This is a genomic window from Pedobacter sp. PACM 27299 (genome assembly GCF_001412655.1).
Taxonomy (GTDB): domain Bacteria; phylum Bacteroidota; class Bacteroidia; order Sphingobacteriales; family Sphingobacteriaceae; genus Pedobacter.
Genome location: NZ_CP012996.1, coordinates 4,240,371 through 4,258,872, shown reverse-complemented (window position 1 = coordinate 4,258,872; position 18,502 = coordinate 4,240,371). Strand labels below are relative to the sequence as shown.

Genomic DNA, 18,502 nt, shown 5'->3' with positions numbered 1-18,502 from the left:
ATTTGAATTCCAAAAACAACCCCTTCACCATGGCCAATAACGTAAATATCACTTCCAAAGGAATTAGAAAAGTCTTGCGTCTTTACAACGAAAAACAAGCACTGGCAGAGTACATCTGGAATGGTTTTGACGCAAAAGCAAATACCATTTTAATAGATTATACTTTCAATGCGCTAGGAAGTATAGAAAGTTTGAAGGTGGCAGACAATGGTTATGGCATCAATTTCTCTTTATTAAAAGATAAGTTTAATCCATTTTATGAATCTGAAAAAGCCTTGGAACAAAGCATCCATCTGCATAAGTCTACCATGCACGGAAAGAATGGGGTAGGGAGACTCACCTTTTTTACTTTTGCGCATGCTGCGGAATGGAACACCACCTACGAGGAAAACGGACAGTTCAAAAATGGCAGCATAAAAGTCGCAGTTGGGGAATTGAACAATTATGAAGCTAAGCTTTTGAATGAAAATGTACAGGAGAAAAAGGCAGGAACTACGGTTTCTTTTTCAAATGTGCAGTTGTCAAAAGAAGCCATGGAATTGGGTATCATCCCTTATTTGCAGGCGGAATTCTGCTGGTTTCTGGAGCTCCATAAAAACCGTGGTTTTTCCATTGTGATCAATGGGGAACCTTTAGTTTATCAGGATAATATCATTGATCAGGAAGATGACCTGGTCTTTAGATATCCGGAAAGTAACACCACATTTAAAGTGAAATTCATCCAATGGAAGGAATCACTACACAAAGAATTATCGAAGAACTATTTTATAAATCATAAGGGTCAGGAAGTTTATAAAGACTATACTACGCTGAACAAGAAAGCAGATGAATATTATCATAGTGTTTTCATTGAAAGTGAATTCTTTGATGAGTTTGATTTCAGCAGAACCGATTATGAAGCGCAGGTAAAGCTCTATGCGCGTACCAAATCTTCTCCTGAATATAAGTTCCTGATCAAAAAGGTGAACGAGTTATTGAGGGCCAAAAGAAAACCTTTTTTAAAAGAATTTTCTAACAAGCTGATGGAAAAGTATGCGTTGGAAGGGGTGTTGCCCTCGTTTAAAGAAGAGGAGGTCAGCCAAAAAACTGACTTGATCGAAACTTTAAAAGTGATGTATGAGTTGCAGCCTAAACTATTTAGTGGTTTAAGTATTGATCAAAAGAAAGCTTTTGTCAGGTTTACTCATGTATTGCTCAATTCGAATCAAAGAGCGCAGCTGTTTCAGGTGATCGAAGGGATCGTAGAACTGGAAGCGGAAGAAAAAGAAGAATTGATGAGCTTTTTAGCGGGCTAAATCTTTATAAAGTTTCTTTTTTCGAAGTCAGCGTTGCACCGGCACTAGCAATCACGACTAAGGCTACGGCAAGGTATTCGAAAAAAGAAAGGTGTTCCGATAAGAATACGATTCCAGCTAATGAGGCAACTGCAGGCTCCATACTCATCAGAATACTGAAAGTACGTGCAGGCATTTGCCCTAATGCACTCATTTCTAAAGTAAATGGAATGGCACTGGATAAAAGTGCCAATGCGCCGCCAAGTAATAATAAGGTTGGGGTAATTTGGCTGAAACCACCACCGAAGAATCCAAATGGAACTACGAGTAATGTGGCGAAGATCATGCCTACGGAAACCGCATCACCACCTTTCATAATTTTAGAAATCCGACTGCCCAATACAATGTATGCAGCCCAGAATCCTCCCGCCAATAGCGCTAGCAGTACGCCGATCAAGTCCAGACCTTCGTTAGACCAGGGGGCAATTAAGGCAATTCCAGCTGCGGCAAGCAATACCCAAAGGTAATCCAGTGCGCGTTTAGAGTTACATACCGCCAATAATAAAGGACCGATAAATTCAAGCGTCACACCTAATCCCAGAGGAATGCGTTTAATCGCCATGTAAAAAATCACATTCATCGCACCCAATGCAAGACCATAAGGAATCACGGCTTTCCATTGAGCTCCGGTCAGTTTGAACAGATTTGGGCGATTTGCAACCAATAGAATGATGGCAGATAATCCGATGCGAAGAGAAGCAGTAGCTGTAGGCCCAATAGCTGGGAAAAGTCCTTTTGCAATTGCCGCGCCCGCTTGTACACTTATGATGGCCAATAACACTGCGGGTAATGGTGGGATATTAAGCAGGATATTTTTTTTCATAATGCAGCGGTATTAAATGGAGGTAAATCAAACGTTTGATATCAAGTAAAAAACGTCTTCCCGATTTGGGAGCGCAAAATTACGAAAAGCAGACGACAATATTATATGGATCTTTCTATATCTTAGACAGCAATGGAAAAACGCGCGGTGTTTATAGGGGTTATTGCTCAACTTTTTTTAGGATGGATCTCAGTTAATGATGGCTTTGCTCAAAAGAAGCCAAATGTCATTTATATTTATGCAGACGATCTTGGCTATGCAGAAATTGGTGCTTATGGACAAGAGAAAATCAAGACTCCCAACCTGGATCGCCTGGCAAAAGAGGGAATAAAATTTACCGATCACTATACGGGGACGCCAGTTTGTGCACCTGCCAGAGCCATGCTCATGACTGGTAAACATGGCGGACATGCTTATATTCGAGGAAATTATGAACTTGGAGGTTTTCCGGATAGTGAAGAGCGTGGCCAGATGCCTTTGAAGGAAGGCACCTTTACCCTTGGTCATTTGATGCAGCAGGCAGGTTATAAAACTGCGCTTGTTGGGAAATGGGGATTGGGTATGAACGGTACTTCAGGTTCTCCATTGAAGCAAGGTTTTGATTATTATTACGGCTTGCTGGATCAGAAACAGGCGCATAGTTTTTACCCGACACATTTATGGGAAAATGACAAACAGGATACATTGGACAACACCTTTATCAATGTTCACCGCGCATTGGATCCCCAAAAAGCAAGTCCTAAAGATTTCGACTATTATAAAGGTAAAGTTTACGCGCCTGAGAAAATGACGGAAAAAGCACTGGCCTTTATCGATCAAAACAAAGAAAATCCTTTCTTTCTATATCTTCCATACCCTTTGCCACATGTTTCTTTACAGGCACCAGATGACTTTGTGAAACCTTATATAGGGAAATTTGAAGAGCAGCCCTATTATGGTCAGCAAGGGTATGCGCCAAATCGGTATCCATATGCTACCTATGCTGCGATGATTACCTTTTTAGATGCACAGGTTGGGATCATTATGGAAAAAATTAAGGCGCTGGGCTTAGATGAAAATACGATCATTATGTTTTCCAGCGACAACGGAACCACTTTCAATGGAGGTGTCAATGCAAAATACTTCAATAGTGTGGATGGTCTGAGAGGATTGAAAACAGATGTTTATGAAGGCGGGATCAGAGAGCCATTTCTGGCCAGATGGCCAGGGAAAATCAAACCTGGATCTACCAGTCACCTGATCTCTGCACAATATGATCTTTTAGCCACAATGGCCGATTTAACAGGTCAGAAGCTGGAAAATACAGATGGAATTTCTTTTCTACCCAGCTTAACAGGTAAAAACAAAGCACAGAAAACTCATCCATACCTTTACTTTGAATTTCCTGAAAAGGGCGGACAATTAGCGATTAGAATGGGAGACTGGAAAGGCGTACGAACCAATGTGAGGAAAGACCCCAATAGCCTATGGCAGGTTTATCATCTGAAAACTGATCGTAATGAAACTAAAGACCTGGCATCAAGCCATCCGGAATTAGTGACACAATTCGAAGCTATCGTGAAAAAAGAACATCAGGACAGTCATGTGAAGGATTGGAACTTTTTGTAAGCTAAATGTCATTAAGAAGCAATCTCGGAAATTATTTGATTTTCATAACTAATGGTTTGAACGGAATACTTTGATTTTATAGTCAGCAGATAAATTTGCGGTGTAATATACACACCATGCCTAAACCTTTATTGTTTATGGTCGTAGTTACAGGATTTTTAATCCTAAGTACGACTAGTACCTATGCACAAACGCTCTACTTAAAAGATGCGATCAACACTGCTTTGAGTAATTATGGCAGTATTAAGGCCAAAAAGAATTACGTCAATGCCTCAGAAGCGGGCCTTCAGCAGGCGAGGAAAGATTACCTACCCAACCTCAATTTATCTGCTCAGCAGGATTATGGAACGATTAACGGACAAAACGGACCTTCTTATGGTTTGGGTGGTCTTGGCGTCGCTTCCAGTGGTCCAGCCTTTGATCAGCAGAATTGGAATGCTGCTTTCGGCGCTTTATACCTGGCGAATGTCAACTGGGATTTTTTCAGCTTCGGAAAGATTAAGGAACGGGTAAAAGTATCTGCAGGCATTCTGAAACGGGATGAGCAAGACTTGGTTCAGGAGCAGTTCCAGCAAAAAATCCGTGTTTCTGCCGCTTACCTGAACTTATTGGCCGCACAAAGGTTGAGGAGAACACAGGAGAATAATCTTCAAAGAGCAATTACCTTTAAAAATACCGCTGTAATCAGGGCAAGTAACGGTTTGATTGCCGGTGTAGATTCCTCTCTGGCTAAAGCGGAATTGTCCAGTGCAAAGATTGCTTTAACAAAAGCAAAAGATTTGGAGCAGGAACAAGCCAACAGACTAGGGGTATTGATGGGCGAAACCGTAACGAGTCTGGAATTGGATACGGCTTCCATTACCCGAATTCCACAGCATTTATTTACCGATAGTGTGCTCCAGGAAAAATCACATCCATTGCTGCAGTTTTACCGCAGTAAAGTGGATCTGAGTAAAGAGCAAGCACATTTGTTCAGAAAATCCTATTATCCAACATTCTCATTGTTTGGGGTAATGCAGGGCAGGGGCTCTGGATTCAGTGCCAATTATGCGCAGCAGCAAAGCGCTTTTACCAGGAATTACGCAGATGGCATTAATCCGGTACGTGGGAATTATCTGCTCGGGGTAGGGATGGTCTGGAACCTGACCACTATCCTGAAAACACATCCCCAGGTGAGGGCTCAGGAATTTGTTTCTAAAGGCCTTCAAGATGAATACGACCTTGCCGAGCAGCAGTTACAGGCGCAGGTGGCTATTGCAGATGCCAAATTGAAAAATGCTCTTGACAATTATAAAGAAGCACCGATTCAGGTTAAAGCCGCTGCCGCCGCTTATTTACAAAAAAACACTTTGTATAAAAACGGGCTCAGCACTATTGTAGACCTTACCCAAGCACTTTTTGTGCTCAATAGGGCAGAGACCGATCGGGACATCGCCTATAATAATGTCTGGCAGGCGCTCTTGTTAAAATCAGCTGCCCTTGGAAATTTTGACCTGTTTATCAACGAATTTTAATTAGCCACCTCCATGAATTTAATACGTTTTGCACTTCGTAAACCCATCTCCATCCTGGTGCTTGTTGCCGGTTTGTTCTTCTTTGGGATCGGTGCCATTAAAGATATCAAGGTAGATATCCTACCGAAAATGAACCTTCCTGTCATCTATATTGCGCATCCTTTTGGTGGCTATACTCCTTCTCAAATGGAAGCCTATTTTGGAAAACAATACATCAATATCCTGCTTTTTGCCAATGGGATTAAAACCATAGAAACGAAGAATGTACAGGGATTGATGCTAATGAAACTGACTTATTATGAAGGGACAAATATGGCGCAGGCCGCTGCTGAGCTCAGTTCGCTTTCCAATAGGGCACAAGCGATTTTTCCGCCGGGTTCACAGCCTCCATTTATCATTCGTTTCGACGCTTCCTCCCTGCCAGTCGGACAACTGGTATTGAGCAGTCCAATCCGCAGTAATAATGAATTGCAGGATTTTGCAAATACCTATGTGAGGGCATCATTTACAGCCATTCCAGGTTTACTGGCTCCTGCACCTTTTGGCGGGAGTGTGCGAACCATTGAGATCAACGTAGATCCAGAATTGCTGCGTGCACATCAGCTTACCGTAGATCAGGTGGTAGAGGCAATTAAAGTGAATAACCAAACTGCACCTTCCGGTAACGTCAGGATTGGGGATAAAAACTACCTGACACCAACCAATTACACTATAAAAAAAGTAAAAGAATTTGAGAGTATCCCCTTGTTTAAAGGAGGTGTCCAGAACCTGTACCTCCGTGATGTAGCGGTAGTGAAGGATGGGGCGGATGCGACCGTGGGTTATGCACTGATCAATGGAAAACGATCCGTGTACCTGAGTATTGCCAAGTCTGGCGATGCCTCTACCTGGGATGTGGTGAGTAAACTGAAAGAGAACCTTCCGATGATCCAGAATACATTACCGGAAGATGTGAAACTTTCTTATGAGTTTGACCAATCCGTATATGTGATCAATGCGGTAAAAAGTTTGATCAGCGAGGGCGTAATTGGCGCTTTGTTAACAGGTTTAATGGTGCTGTTATTCCTTGGTGATAAACGTGCCGCATTAATTGTTATTCTGACTATTCCTACTTCTATCATAGCCGGGGTGTTGTTTTTAAAACTTTTCGGACAAACGATCAATATCATGTCCTTGAGTGGACTGGCCTTGGCGATCGGAATTTTGGTAGATGAGTCGACCGTAACCATTGAAAATATACACCAGCATTTTGATATGGGAAAACCGAAGGCTTTAGCGATCTGGGATGCCTGTAAAGAGATTGCTTTTCCGAAATTGCTGATCTTATTCTGTATCCTGGCTGTATTTGCTCCTGCATTTACGATGACAGGAATACCTGGTGCATTGTTTTTACCGCTTGCCCTGGCTATTGGTTTTTCTATGGTGGTTTCTTTCTTTTTATCTCAAACTTTCGTGCCCATTATGGCCAACTGGCTGATGGTAGCGCATCCAAAGAAAGCAAAAAAGCATTCGGATGATATTACAGATGATGAAGCTGTATTTTTGGAAACAGGATTAACTCTGGAATCTGAAAAGGATACCTTAAATCAAAAAAAGATACTGGTAGAAAGGGAAGATTTTAATAATAATGGAAAATTGGGGCCATTTGAACGCTTTAGAAACCGCTTTATGCGTTTCCTGGACCGGATCATGCCTTACCGGAAACAAGTAGTGCTGGGCTATCTGGTAGTCATCATTTCTATCGCCGCTATTTTATTGGCCAACATCGGAAGAGATGTACTGCCGAAAGTAAATTCCAGTCAGTTTCAATTGAGAATGCGGGCGCCGGATGGAACTCGTCTGGAGCGCACAGAAGAAAAAGTGCAGGTCATCCTGGCGGAGTTAAAAAAAATGGTGGGTCCGGAACACCTGGATATTACCTCCGTATATGTAGGGCAGCATCCAGCTTTGTTTTCTGTAAATCCAATATATTTGTTTATGGCAGGGCCTCATGAAGCTGTATTCCAGGTGGGATTGAAAGATTATCATGTGGATATGGAAGAGTTTAAAGATCTCCTGAGGGCTCGTGTTAAAGCATTGGAGCCCGATGTTAAATTGTCGTTTGAACCGATAGAACTTACGGATAAAGTGTTGAGTCAGGGTTCTTCTACTCCAGTGGAAGTGCGCATCGCAGGGAAGAATAAGAAAGAAAACGAAGTATACGCGAATAAGATCATGAAAGAATTGAATGGAATTAGTTATCTGAGGGATGTGCAGATTGCGCAGCCCATTAAATATCCTTCCCTCAACATCAACATCGACCGGATTAAAGCGGCACAGGTAGGTGTAGATTTAAATGATGTATCCAGGTCTTTGGTAGCTTCTACTTCTTCATCCCGATATACGGATAAAAATGTCTGGGTAGACGAAAGGATTGGTCTAGCTTACGGAGTTCAGGTTCAGGTTCCTTTCAATAAAATGAGCAGTAAGGATAACCTTGGAGAAATTCCGCTGTTGAAGAATTCAAACCGACCGATATTGAGTGATGTGGCGAGCATCAGTACAGATACCACCTACGGGGAAAATGATAATGTTGGAGCAACACCTTATTTATCGGTAACGGCCAATCTGAATAAAAAAGACCTTGGAACAGCTTCAAAAGATGTCACACAAGCCATCAAATCTTTGGGAGAACTGCCAAGAGGGCTGATTGTACAGCCAGTAGGGATGATTAAGGTGCTGGATGATACCTTGGGCAGTCTGCAATCCGGGCTATTGGTGGCCATTGTGGTGATCTTTTTGATGCTATCGGCAAACTTTCAATCTTTCAAAGTTCCTTTGGTGATTTTAGCGACGGTTCCAGCGGTGGTATTGGGTGCGTTATTGTTGTTGATGTTAACAGGTTCTACCTTGAACTTACAGTCCTACATGGGAATTATTATGTCCGTGGGTGTGTCTATAGCGAATGCAGTACTCCTCATTACCAATGCGGAGCAGCTGCGTAAGCATAATGGAAATGCGTTACAGTCGGCAAGAGAGGCCGCTGCATTAAGGATTCGTCCTATTATTATGACCACGGTGGCCATGATTGCAGGAATGCTGCCAATGGCAATAGGACACGGAGAAGGTGGCGATCAGGTATCCCCATTGGGAAGAGCCGTAATTGGTGGTTTAATTGCTTCTACCTTTGCCGTGTTAGTCATTTTACCGCTGGTATTCGCCTGGGTGCAAGGAAAAGTTTCTACGGAGTCGATTTCTCTGGATCCTGAAGATGAAGAAAGTAAACATTACATCAAAGGCTTGTCCGAATAATTGATAAATAATACCGATTTTAAGCTTAGATATTAAGATATAAACATACATAGATGAAAAAATATATATTTCCATATACCATTTGTATCACTGGAGGAATGGCGCTGTTAACGCTGTTGAATGGCTGTTCAGCTACTGCTAAAAAAGAAACAGTTGCCACTGAAAAAGCGGCCCCAATAGCCACATTTAAACTTCAGAAAGAGAAATTGGCGACTGCTTTACAGCTTCCCGGTGAACTGAGTGCTTTTCAGCAGGTCGACCTGTATGCCAAGGTGAGCAGTTTTGTAAAGACTTTAAACGTAGATATTGGTTCGGAAGTGAAGAAGGGGCAGCTATTAATGACGCTGGAAGCACCGGAAACCAATTCTCAGCTTGCAGCGGCAAAAAGCAGATTGAAAGCCCAGGAAGCACTATATCTGGCTAGTAAAGCAAATTACGACCGTCTTTATGAAACCAGTAAGACACCGGGTACTATCTCTAAAAATGACCTGGATCAGGCTGTAGCACGTAAAAACTCTGATCTGGCACAATTTGAAGCCGCTAAAGCATCTTATCAGGAAGTGGGCTCGCTGAGAGATTACCTGGAGATTCGTGCACCTTTTAATGGGAAAATTACCGCAAGAAACGTGAATTTAGGCGCCTATGTAGGTCCTTCAGGAAAGGGTTCTGAATTTCCATTGTTCACGCTGCAGGAGCAAAGACACCTCCGTCTGGCGATCTCTATTCCAGAGGTTTATACTGGATATTTGAAGGCCGGGGATGAAATCAGTTTCACCGTAAGGTCATTGCCGGAACAGCTGTTTGTGGCAAAAGTTAAGCGTTTATCTGGTGCCCTGGATTTACGTCTGCGTTCTGAAAAGGTAGAAATGGATGTGCCAAATGAAAACAAACAGCTATTGCCAGGAATGGTTGCAGAAGTCCATATCCCACTTCCGGCTAATGCCAGCACCTTTATTGTGCCTAAAAAAGCGGTTATAGAAACAGCGGAAGGGACCTATGTATGGAAGGTAGTAGGAAATAAAACAGAAAAAGTAAATATAAAGAAAGGCAGAGAAACGGACGATCAGACAGAGATTTTCGGCACGTTGAGTATTGGTGATGAACTTGTTACAAGTCCGTCTGAAGAATTACGTGCAGGAACGCCAATCAAACCCTAAATTTGCCTAAAGATTGATTGTATGTTGTTTAAAAATCAGGATCTTTATCAAGTGAATAAAAGCGAAAGCTTAAAGGAGTACTATGATCATTTAAAGACTCAGCGCCCGGAAATTACGGTTCCAAGTTTTGAGATGGTCAGTGATATCGGTCATTTTGGTGTTTTCAAAAGATCGGCTTATTGTCATTTGAATCCGACTCCTTATAACCGGAGGGATTTTTATAAAATCTCTCTGATTATTGGTCATGGTGTACTTCATTATCCCAATGAAAAGATAGAAGTGAATGGAAGGGCTTTGTTGTTTACCAATCCTAATATTCCTTATGCCTGGGAGTCGACTTCCGAATCTCAGTCTGGCTATTTCTGCCTTTTTACCGAGAATTTTATCCATAAGAGAAATGAAAGTCTGCGGGAGTCCTTGCTGTGGAGAATCCAGGATTGTCCTGTCATCTTAATCAATGAACAGCAGGAAGAAACCTTCAAAGAAATTATGATCAAAATGATGGAAGAAATGGAAGGGGAATATGTTCATAAATATGACCTTTTGCGTAATTATATCCATCTGATTGTACATGAAGCTTTGAAAGTAAGGCCAGCAAGTACTTATTTCAAAGAAAACAATGCGTCTGTTAGACTGACTTCTCTATTTTTGGAACTGTTGGAACGCCAGTTTCCAATTGGTTCTTCAGATCATGTTTTGGAACTGCGGACGGCACATGATTTTGCGCATAAACTATCTGTACACGTGAATCATTTGAATCATAGTGTGAAGGAGGTCACTGGAAGAACCACATCTGACCATCTGGCTAGAAGAATTGCAACGGAAGCCGTTGCGCTATTGAAACATACAGAATGGAATGTGGCGCAGATTGCCTACTGTCTTGGCTTTGAGTATCCGGCCAATTTTAACATATTTTTCAAAAAACACATGCAGTGTACACCTAAATCTTTTAGGTAGCCTTTATAAGGGGATCCAATTCTCCGGTTTTTGTGCTAATTTTATACAAATTTAAACGAACATGAAAAAGTTGATTACCCTTATGCTTTTCGCCTTGATGGCTATTGGAGTTCAGGCGCAGCAAAAAGCAAAAAAAGAACCAGTTATTGATTTTAAAACACCACATGTTGTAGAAACTGCTTGCGGTGAGTGTAAATTCGATTTGAAAGGAAAAGAATGTGACTTAGCGGTAAGAATCGATGGTCAGGCTTATTTTGTAGATGGCTCTGATATTGATGACCACGGCGACGCCCATGCTAAAGATGGTTTCTGTAATAAAGTGAGAAAAGCGGAAGTAACAGGAAAAGTTGTAAACGGCAGATTCAAAGCTACATCGTTTAAACTATTGAAAGAGGATACCTTAAAATCAAACACTAAAATATAATATGGGATTATTTTCTGCCCTGATGGGCAATGCAGGCATTGTAAACAACGATCAGTTGAATAAGGATTTTCATAAACTTTTAACTGATGGAGAGGAAATTGAATTGGGATTCAAACTGCTTAGAGATACATTTATTTTTACTTCAAAACGGTTGATCCTGGTGGATATTCAGGGTCTTACAGGTAGTAAAACAGAATATATGTCTATTTCTTATAAAAGTATCTCACGCTTTAGTGTGGAAACCGCAGGTACTTTTGATTTGGATGCGGAACTTAAAATCTGGATCTCCGGAGAAGCTCAACCAAGTGTCAGAAAGAAATTTAACAAGTCAGTCAATGTGTTCGATGTACAAAATGTACTGGCTTTTCACGTATTAAAATAAACAATTTTTTGCAGGCTATCTCAAAGAGATAGCCTTTTTATTGAAGCAGTAGCTTCTGCTCATCCTGCCAATTTCTTCCTCTAATTGATAGACGCTCCTTTGATATTCCTGTATTCATTATTTCGTTGAAAAAGATAGAATTCTAAAGCTAAGCGCTAACTTTGAAGATTCAGTTAAAAACGATCAGATATGTTTCATAAAGACGAATATATAGCAAGAAGAAAGCAGCTCTCAGCAGCGTTCCAGTCTGGAATTTTACTTTTTCTGGGAAATGAGGAAAGCCCAATGAATTTTCTGGACAATGCCTACCATTTCCGCCAAGACAGCACATTTTTATATTATTTTGGGATACCGGAACCTCAGCTTGCTGCGGTGATTGATCTGGATGAAAATCAGGTGACTCTTTTTGGAGATGAAATGAGTATAGATGCCATCGTATGGATGGGCAGACAAAAAACACTTTCAGCAAAAGCAGAAGAAGCGGGAATCACTAAATTAGTGCCTTTTCAGCATTTGGATCAGTATCTTGCTAAAGCAAAAGCACAGGGAAGGGCCATACATTTCCTTCCCCCTTATCGCGCGGAGCATAAAATTAAACTGGCAGAACTGCTGGATATCAAGCCGGCGCAAGTAAAAGAAAAAGCTGCTGTTTCCTTGATTAAAGCGGTCGTTGCACAACGGTCGGTAAAATCAGCATTGGAAATCACAGAATTGGATAAAGCTTCAGTGATTTCAGCGGATATGCACCTGAAAGCAATGCAACTGGCCAGACCAGGGATGTCGGAAAATGAATTGGCAGCAGCTGTTCATCAAGTCGCATTAACAGCAGGAGGGCAGCTCTCATACCCAATCATATTAACGGTAAATGGACAGATCTTACACAACCATTACCATGGTAATATTTTAAAAGAAGGAGATATGATTCTGAATGATTCAGGTGCAGAAACGCCAATGGGTTATGCAGGTGACCTGACACGCACTTTTCCTGCTGGTAAAAAATTCCTCCCAGAACAAAGAGATGCCTATAATATTGTACTTCATTCCTATCAGGAGGCCGTACAGACGTTGAAACCTGGGCGAAGGTATATTGATGTGCATTATCAATCTTGTTTGAGCCTTGCAGAAGGTTTAAAAACACTTGGCTTGATGAAAGGTAATCTGGAAGATGCAGTAGCTCAGGGCGCACATGCTTTATTTTTCCAATGTGGTACTGGGCACATGATGGGACTGGATGTGCATGATATGGAAAATTTAGGAGAACAATATGTAGGCTATACGGATGAACTTCAAAAAAACACCACTCAATTTGGCTTAAAATCTCTGAGATTAGGAAAAGCATTGGAAGAAGGATATGTCGTTACGGTTGAGCCCGGACTGTATTTTATTCCTGAACTAATCGATCAATGGCAGGCAAGCAATGAGTTTTCAGCTTATATCAATTATGATAAAGTCCAGGCTTACCGCAATTTTGGTGGCATTAGGGTGGAAGATGATTACGTGATTACCGCGGATGGCTATAAAAAACTGGGGAAAGACCTGGCTATTTCTGTAGAAGCCATAGAAGAAATCAGAAGCACTGCTTATTAAATAACAAAAGGCGAAATTGTTTTTAATACAAACGTTTGTATTAAAATATTGTTATAAGTAATAATTGCTTAATTCTTGATTAAGAAAACTGCGGAGCTGGATGCTTTCTTAAAATAAGGATGAAGCTTAAATAATCGGGGCAACGCTAAAAATATATGGGGATTAAAGCACCAGAGCACTGGAATGAAAAAGAAGAACTGATCAAACTGAAAGCAGGAGAAGAAACTGCTTTCGGAAAACTCTATGCACATTTCAGTGAAAAAATATACGGGCAGCTGCTGCATCTCCTAAAGGATCAGAATCTGGTAGATAAATTGATTCAGGACTTATTCCTTACCGTTTGGGACAGTAGGGGAAAACTGTCTTTAAAAATTGCTTTTGTAATTCAGCTGAATACCATGGCTGAAAACCTGGTGTTTGATTATTTTAGAAAGTTTGTCGCCGAGGAGGAAACAGAACTTTTGATCGCGCATTTCGGGACGCTTTCTGAAAAGGAATTACGTTTGCTGATCCGCAAAGCACTAGTTGATGAGCTACCTCCGAAATTCATAGATGTACGCTTAAAAAAACATATCGCTGAACTATATCCCTTATTAAGTACAGTCATCAAATCTGCTGATCAAAAGATCAAGCTCATCCCTTTTTATAAACAAAGGTCCTTCGCCTACCTCGCTATTGCTTGCCTGGCTTTAATGGTAACGGGTTTTATGTCTATGTTTTACCGGGAATTCAGGGCTTCTAAGTTTGATGATCCGATTACTGGATCAGCGTCTTATGGTATTGTACCTGGTAGTAATAAAGCTGCACTAGTATTGCCCGATGGACAAGAGCTGAGTTTAAGCGAGGTTAAAAGTGGCTTAAGGATTACCGAATCTGGGATAACTTACAATGATGGAACCCAATTGCCCGTTTCGGTAGATGGAATGGATTTAACGCTCAAAACTCCAAATGGCGGTCAGTATATGCTCACTTTAGCTGATGGTACCAAAGTTTGGTTAAATGCAGCTTCTTCCCTTAAGTTTCCTGGTGTTTTTTCAGCGGAGAAAGTACGTAAAGTACAACTCAGCGGGGAGGCTTATTTTGAGGTAGCGACCAATGCAGCTGCTCCTTTTATGGTAAAATCGACCAGACAGGAACTGAAAGTTTTAGGCACTCATTTTCAAGTCAGCAGTTATCCGGAAGATGCCGCTGTGAGCAGTACTTTGGTCACTGGTAGTGTGCTGGTTGACCATCCCGGAATAGGAAACAAAGAAACAATCCTGAAACCTGGTGAGCAGCTGATCCTGACGGAAACAATGGCTCAACTGAAAAATGTAGACATAGCGGCTGCAACTTCCTGGAAAAATGGAATGTTTATCTTTAAATCGGAGCCATTGAGCAGTATCATGGAAAAAATAAGTCGCTGGTATGATGTTCCTGTAGTGTATGAAGGGGTTAATCCAGATCAGCCATTACTTAGTTTAGAAGCTTCCAGGTTTGACGAACTCTCTAAACTTTTGAGCCTGCTGGAGCTTTCTGGAGCCGTTCATTTTAAGCTGGAAGCGACACGTATTCTGGTATTGAAATAGGGAGATAGACAAAAAAAGCACCTCCATCGAGGTGCTTGATAAGTGGTTACCAGCAAGGTATAGAAGGCTCAGCTATAGTTTTCAATGATACTTTCATTGGGGATAAAATCCTGGGGACTACATCCGAAATCTATCGCGATTTTGTTGAGTTGATCATAGGTGTACATCGCTGGCCACCTTTCTCCTTCTATTTGTCCTATGTAGCCATCGGAAACTTTCAAAACCATGGCAATATAGGTTTGCCCTTTGTTTCTTTCTTTTCTGATCGTCCGTACTTTACGGACAATTTCCAATTCAAATTTCGATTTTGTATTCATGTGGAGGGCGGTAAAAAAGAAAAACAAATTATAACTGCTTTTTGCAAAGCATCAATAGGCTTATTTATCTTTTGAGTAGTTTGTGGTTTAATTGGTTGATTGTGTTAATTCTTATGTGGTTTATAGGTTATTTTAGGTAATTCAAGTCGCTTTAGGTGGTTAGGCCAATGCTATGACTCAATTTTCATTTAATTCATAATTAAAGTTAACTAATTAAATGAAGATATAAAACAACATTATGAACTATGTGCTTTCTGATGATACGTACGATACGGTAAGCGGGAAATATAACAATAGCAATAAAAGGCCTACCGTAATCGATCGATTGCAGTAGGCCTGATTTAGGGAAGGGAGTAAATGAATTAACTTTTTCTTACATTGATAGCATTCAAGCCTTTTTTACCTTGAGCGACCTCGTAACTTACGCTGTCATTTTCACGGATAGGTTCTTTTAGCCCTGAAGAGTGTACGAATACTTCGGCACTTCCATCTTCAGGAACAATAAACCCGAATCCTTTAGTCGCATTAAAAAATTTTACTGTTCCTCTTTGCATGGTGTAATGTTTGTGGTTTTTTGATTAGGCAATTTGAGCTCTTAAAATTCTGATATGTTGATGCGGATTTTGTAGCTGTACTTACTGGTCTGTTAATAGATTCGCAATTCAGTAGATAAATCTTCCGTATCCAAGGCGGTTTTAACATTCATCCGTGCGCGATAGATCTTTCCAGAAACAGTACTGTCTTCTGCCGGCTACCCGCCCAATGAAATACTGGTTCTGACTAGCGCCGCTTTGAACTGCTGACTTTCCTGAATCCTTGCATTGAAGCACTCAATCAAGTTACTGTCTTTTTCTTCTAATTCATCTATTGCCTTCTCATAACCGAGAATGCGGTCTTTGTGTATCTCAATCAGGTCGTTTATAGTTTCTGGGTTTAGCTTGTTGTTTTCTATAGCGATTTTGTTATGTCACCGGAACAAGCAATGTATAAAAATGTTTATAGTTTATAAGTGATTTATAATTTAAGTGGTTGATTTAAGGTGTTTTATGTTGTGATTGTACGTGTTTTTCCTGAGTTTTTTTTACGTATAAATACTTGTTTTTAATGCCTTGATCTCTCTTAAACATCCTGGATATTAAGGACAAGAATGCTGGCCAGATGGGCAAAAAAAACACTTTTAACGCATATTTGTTATATATTTAATGACATTGTTTCCGCTTATTTATGATCAGTACTTCTCCATCAAAAGACCTTAGCTTATCTGGTGTTTCCAGCCCAGAATATATTTTGAATTTAATCGATGTAGCTTGTTTTCAGTTAGATGTTAATAGTGTTTTTTTATATGGGAATAAAAAGGCGGTTTCACTTTTTAAAATGGGAGATGCCGCGTTTTTAGGTACAAACGCCTGGACTTTTTTCGATAAAAACGCTTGTGAAGAAGCTTTTCAGGCCATTCAAAAAGCAATTTTAAAAAGAGAAGTAACAATTACAGAATATTTCTGCAATCAGGCTGAAATATGGATTTCACTTCATGCCATCCCTTCTGAAACCGGAGTAGTTTTAATGTTTACCGAGATCAATGAAATTACCAAAGCCAGACTGCAGCTACTGGAAGAACAGCGCCGTTTGAAATTGGCTCAGGAACTGGGTAATATCGGCTACTTTGAAGGCCTCAGTAAAACCGATCCCCTTTATTTAAGTGACGAACTGTACCGGATCTATGGTTATCAGCCAAAAGAGAAGCTGTTTGATTTTGAACTGCTCTGTTCCTATTTTCATCCAGACGACCAAAACCTAGTGAGGCAAACATTTGAAGAACATCGACAGGAAAAATGTGCTTTTGAGCATAGCTGCCGTATAATTACTGCGCAGAAGGAAACGAAGATGATCCACATGAAAATGGAATTTTTGCTGGACATTACTACCGGCCTGACTCGTTTTTATGGGGTAATTCAAGATGTTACTGTACATCATCTTACAAAAGCAGAACTGAAAGAAAGTAAAGACTTGATTGAATCTGTGTTCAACGCTAGTTTGCTGGGCGTATCCTTGTTAAAACCAATTAGGAATACTGATGGAGATATTGTCGATTTTCGAATCGAAATGATGAGCCGGGAATTGGAAAAGGAAGCAGGACGGGGAGATTTGATTGGTAGACATTATTTAACTGAATTTCCTGGTGTAAAGCCCTCAGGATTGTTTGATGTGATGTTAAAGGTAATGGAGACTTCCATTCCTCAGCAAACCGAATATCATTACAACTATGATGGGTTTGATGCCTGGTTCTCCAGTATGTTTGTGAAAATGGAAGACGGGTTAGTTGTGACCAATGTAAATATTACTACCCGTAAAATTGCCGAACAGGAGCAGTCGAAAAATCTGATGATTCTGGAACAATCTGAAGAACTGGCTAAAATTGGAAGTTGGGAATACGACTTGAGCTCTGGAGCCTTTAGCTGGTCTGAAGGAATGTACCAGCTTTTTAAGCTGGAGCATACGGACGTTCCAGTACCGGAAATTTACCTTCAATATGCGGCACCAGAACATACTGATGCAGCAGAGAAAATTATTGAACTCATGAAGGCTGGTACCTCTGGTTTTGAAGAAAGTCTTGAGATTTTAGTAGGAAAGATCCCGAAGGTCCTGAAAATAAAAGCTTCCATACACCGTGATGAAAATGGAAGGCCATTGAAGGTGTTAGGGGTAGATATAGACATGACGATGCAAGTTGAGCTTTTCAGAAAGAATGAATTGCTGCAAAAGGAAATTTTCAGGACGATTCTAGGGACACAGCAGGCAGAGCGTAAGCGGATAGCCGAGGATCTGCATAATGGACTTGGGCAGCTGTTGTATGGTGTAAAGCTAAGCTTAGCTAAAAATATGCTCAATCTCTTTAATTTAAGTCCGACGGATCTTTTAAAAGAAATGCAGCAAACCGATCATTTATTGTCTGATGCCATTAGAGAGAGCCGAAAGCTATCTCATAAACTCATGCCATCGATACTCGAAGATTTTGGATTAAAAGCCGCATTGGATGATATCTGCAATCAATTTCAACTGGCAATTGTTATTCGTACCACTTATACCGGATTAGAAAAAAAATGGGATAACTATATAGAAGTTGCGATATATAGAGTGGTTCAGGAATTGATGATGAATGTAATCAAGCATGCAGAAGCTACGCGAATTAACCTAACCATTAATGCCAATGAGGAGGTAATCCTTATCCAGGTGGATGATAATGGAAAAGGATTTGATCAGGAATTGGTATTGAATAAGGGAATTGGGCTGAAAGCAATTAGAAACAAGGCAAATCTCTTAAACGGTTGTATGGCTGTTAATTCGGTTATAGGAAAAGGAACGGTAATTTCGGTCCTACTTCCGAATGTAATAAATTAATTAATTGAGGATAATTTATTTTAATTATTGTTTGATAATTGGTAAGTGATTGCTATGGCCGCGTATTTGTACTGGATTTCATAGATTGATGATGAAATATTTCTTCTTTTAGAGTTAAATGTTGTGTTTTTTTTCGAAATC

General features: G+C 40.6%; 14 protein-coding genes. 11 read left to right on the top strand and 3 right to left on the bottom strand.

Translation table 11 applies throughout. The annotated features are described in order from the left end of the window. Nucleotides 1-29: 29 nt before the first annotated feature. Nucleotides 30-1,295, top strand: coding sequence for an ATP-binding protein (locus tag AQ505_RS17930; protein ID WP_062549441.1), 1,266 nt, complete (start codon nt 30-32; stop codon nt 1,293-1,295). A gap of 4 nt (nt 1,296-1,299) precedes the next feature. Here the strand turns inward: AQ505_RS17930 and AQ505_RS17925 are convergent, their stop codons facing one another. After that, entirely contained in the window at nt 1,300-2,157 is an 858-nt protein-coding gene (locus tag AQ505_RS17925) for an EamA family transporter (RefSeq protein WP_062549440.1), read from the bottom strand. Nucleotides 2,158-2,289: 132 nt separating this feature from the next. Between AQ505_RS17925 and AQ505_RS17920 the strand changes: the two genes are divergently transcribed. The 9 genes from AQ505_RS17920 (at nt 2,290) to AQ505_RS17880 (ending at nt 14,645) form a co-directional block, all read left to right on the top strand. Then, nucleotides 2,290-3,765 carry an arylsulfatase gene (locus AQ505_RS17920; RefSeq protein ID WP_062549439.1) on the top strand — a complete coding sequence of 492 codons (1,476 nt, stop codon included), beginning with the start codon at nt 2,290-2,292 and terminating at the stop codon, nt 3,763-3,765. Nucleotides 3,766-3,881: 116 nt separating this feature from the next. Then, a complete protein-coding gene (locus AQ505_RS17915) occupies nt 3,882-5,279 on the top strand; it encodes a TolC family protein (RefSeq protein WP_082461615.1) in 1,398 nt (465 codons plus the stop codon). 12 nt (nt 5,280-5,291) lie between these two features. Next, nucleotides 5,292-8,570, top strand: coding sequence for an efflux RND transporter permease subunit (locus AQ505_RS17910; RefSeq protein WP_062549438.1), 3,279 nt, complete (start codon nt 5,292-5,294; stop codon nt 8,568-8,570). A 53-nt stretch (nt 8,571-8,623) separates the two neighbouring features. Beyond that, nucleotides 8,624-9,727 carry an efflux RND transporter periplasmic adaptor subunit gene (locus AQ505_RS17905; protein ID WP_062549437.1) on the top strand — a complete coding sequence of 368 codons (1,104 nt, stop codon included), beginning with the start codon at nt 8,624-8,626 and terminating at the stop codon, nt 9,725-9,727. 21 nt (nt 9,728-9,748) lie between these two features. Next, nucleotides 9,749-10,684: a helix-turn-helix domain-containing protein gene (locus AQ505_RS17900; protein ID WP_062549436.1), complete on the top strand. Its 936-nt coding sequence runs from the start codon at nt 9,749-9,751 to the stop codon at nt 10,682-10,684. A 61-nt stretch (nt 10,685-10,745) separates the two neighbouring features. Next, nucleotides 10,746-11,108: a DUF6370 family protein gene (locus AQ505_RS17895; RefSeq protein WP_062549435.1), complete on the top strand. Its 363-nt coding sequence runs from the start codon at nt 10,746-10,748 to the stop codon at nt 11,106-11,108. A 1-nt stretch (nt 11,109) separates the two neighbouring features. Then, entirely contained in the window at nt 11,110-11,490 is a 381-nt protein-coding gene (locus AQ505_RS17890) for a PH domain-containing protein (RefSeq protein WP_062549434.1), read from the top strand. Nucleotides 11,491-11,679: 189 nt separating this feature from the next. Next, on the top strand, nt 11,680-13,077 hold the full coding sequence (locus AQ505_RS17885; protein WP_062549433.1) for an aminopeptidase P family protein: 1,398 nt from the start codon (nt 11,680-11,682) through the stop codon (nt 13,075-13,077). Nucleotides 13,078-13,232: 155 nt separating this feature from the next. Beyond that, a complete protein-coding gene (locus AQ505_RS17880; protein WP_062549432.1) occupies nt 13,233-14,645 on the top strand; it encodes a FecR domain-containing protein in 1,413 nt (470 codons plus the stop codon). 68 nt (nt 14,646-14,713) lie between these two features. Here the strand turns inward: AQ505_RS17880 and AQ505_RS17875 are convergent, their stop codons facing one another. Next, nucleotides 14,714-14,962: a helix-turn-helix domain-containing protein gene (locus AQ505_RS17875; protein WP_062549431.1), complete on the bottom strand. Its 249-nt coding sequence runs from the start codon at nt 14,960-14,962 to the stop codon at nt 14,714-14,716. 362 nt (nt 14,963-15,324) lie between these two features. Beyond that, nucleotides 15,325-15,516 (bottom strand): cold-shock protein, encoded by a 192-nt coding sequence (locus AQ505_RS17870; RefSeq protein ID WP_062549430.1) that lies wholly within the window; start codon nt 15,514-15,516, stop codon nt 15,325-15,327. A 670-nt stretch (nt 15,517-16,186) separates the two neighbouring features. Here AQ505_RS17870 and AQ505_RS17865 point away from each other — a divergent pair. Continuing rightward, entirely contained in the window at nt 16,187-18,361 is a 2,175-nt protein-coding gene (locus AQ505_RS17865) for a PAS domain-containing sensor histidine kinase (RefSeq protein ID WP_062549429.1), read from the top strand. Nucleotides 18,362-18,502 lie beyond the last annotated feature (141 nt).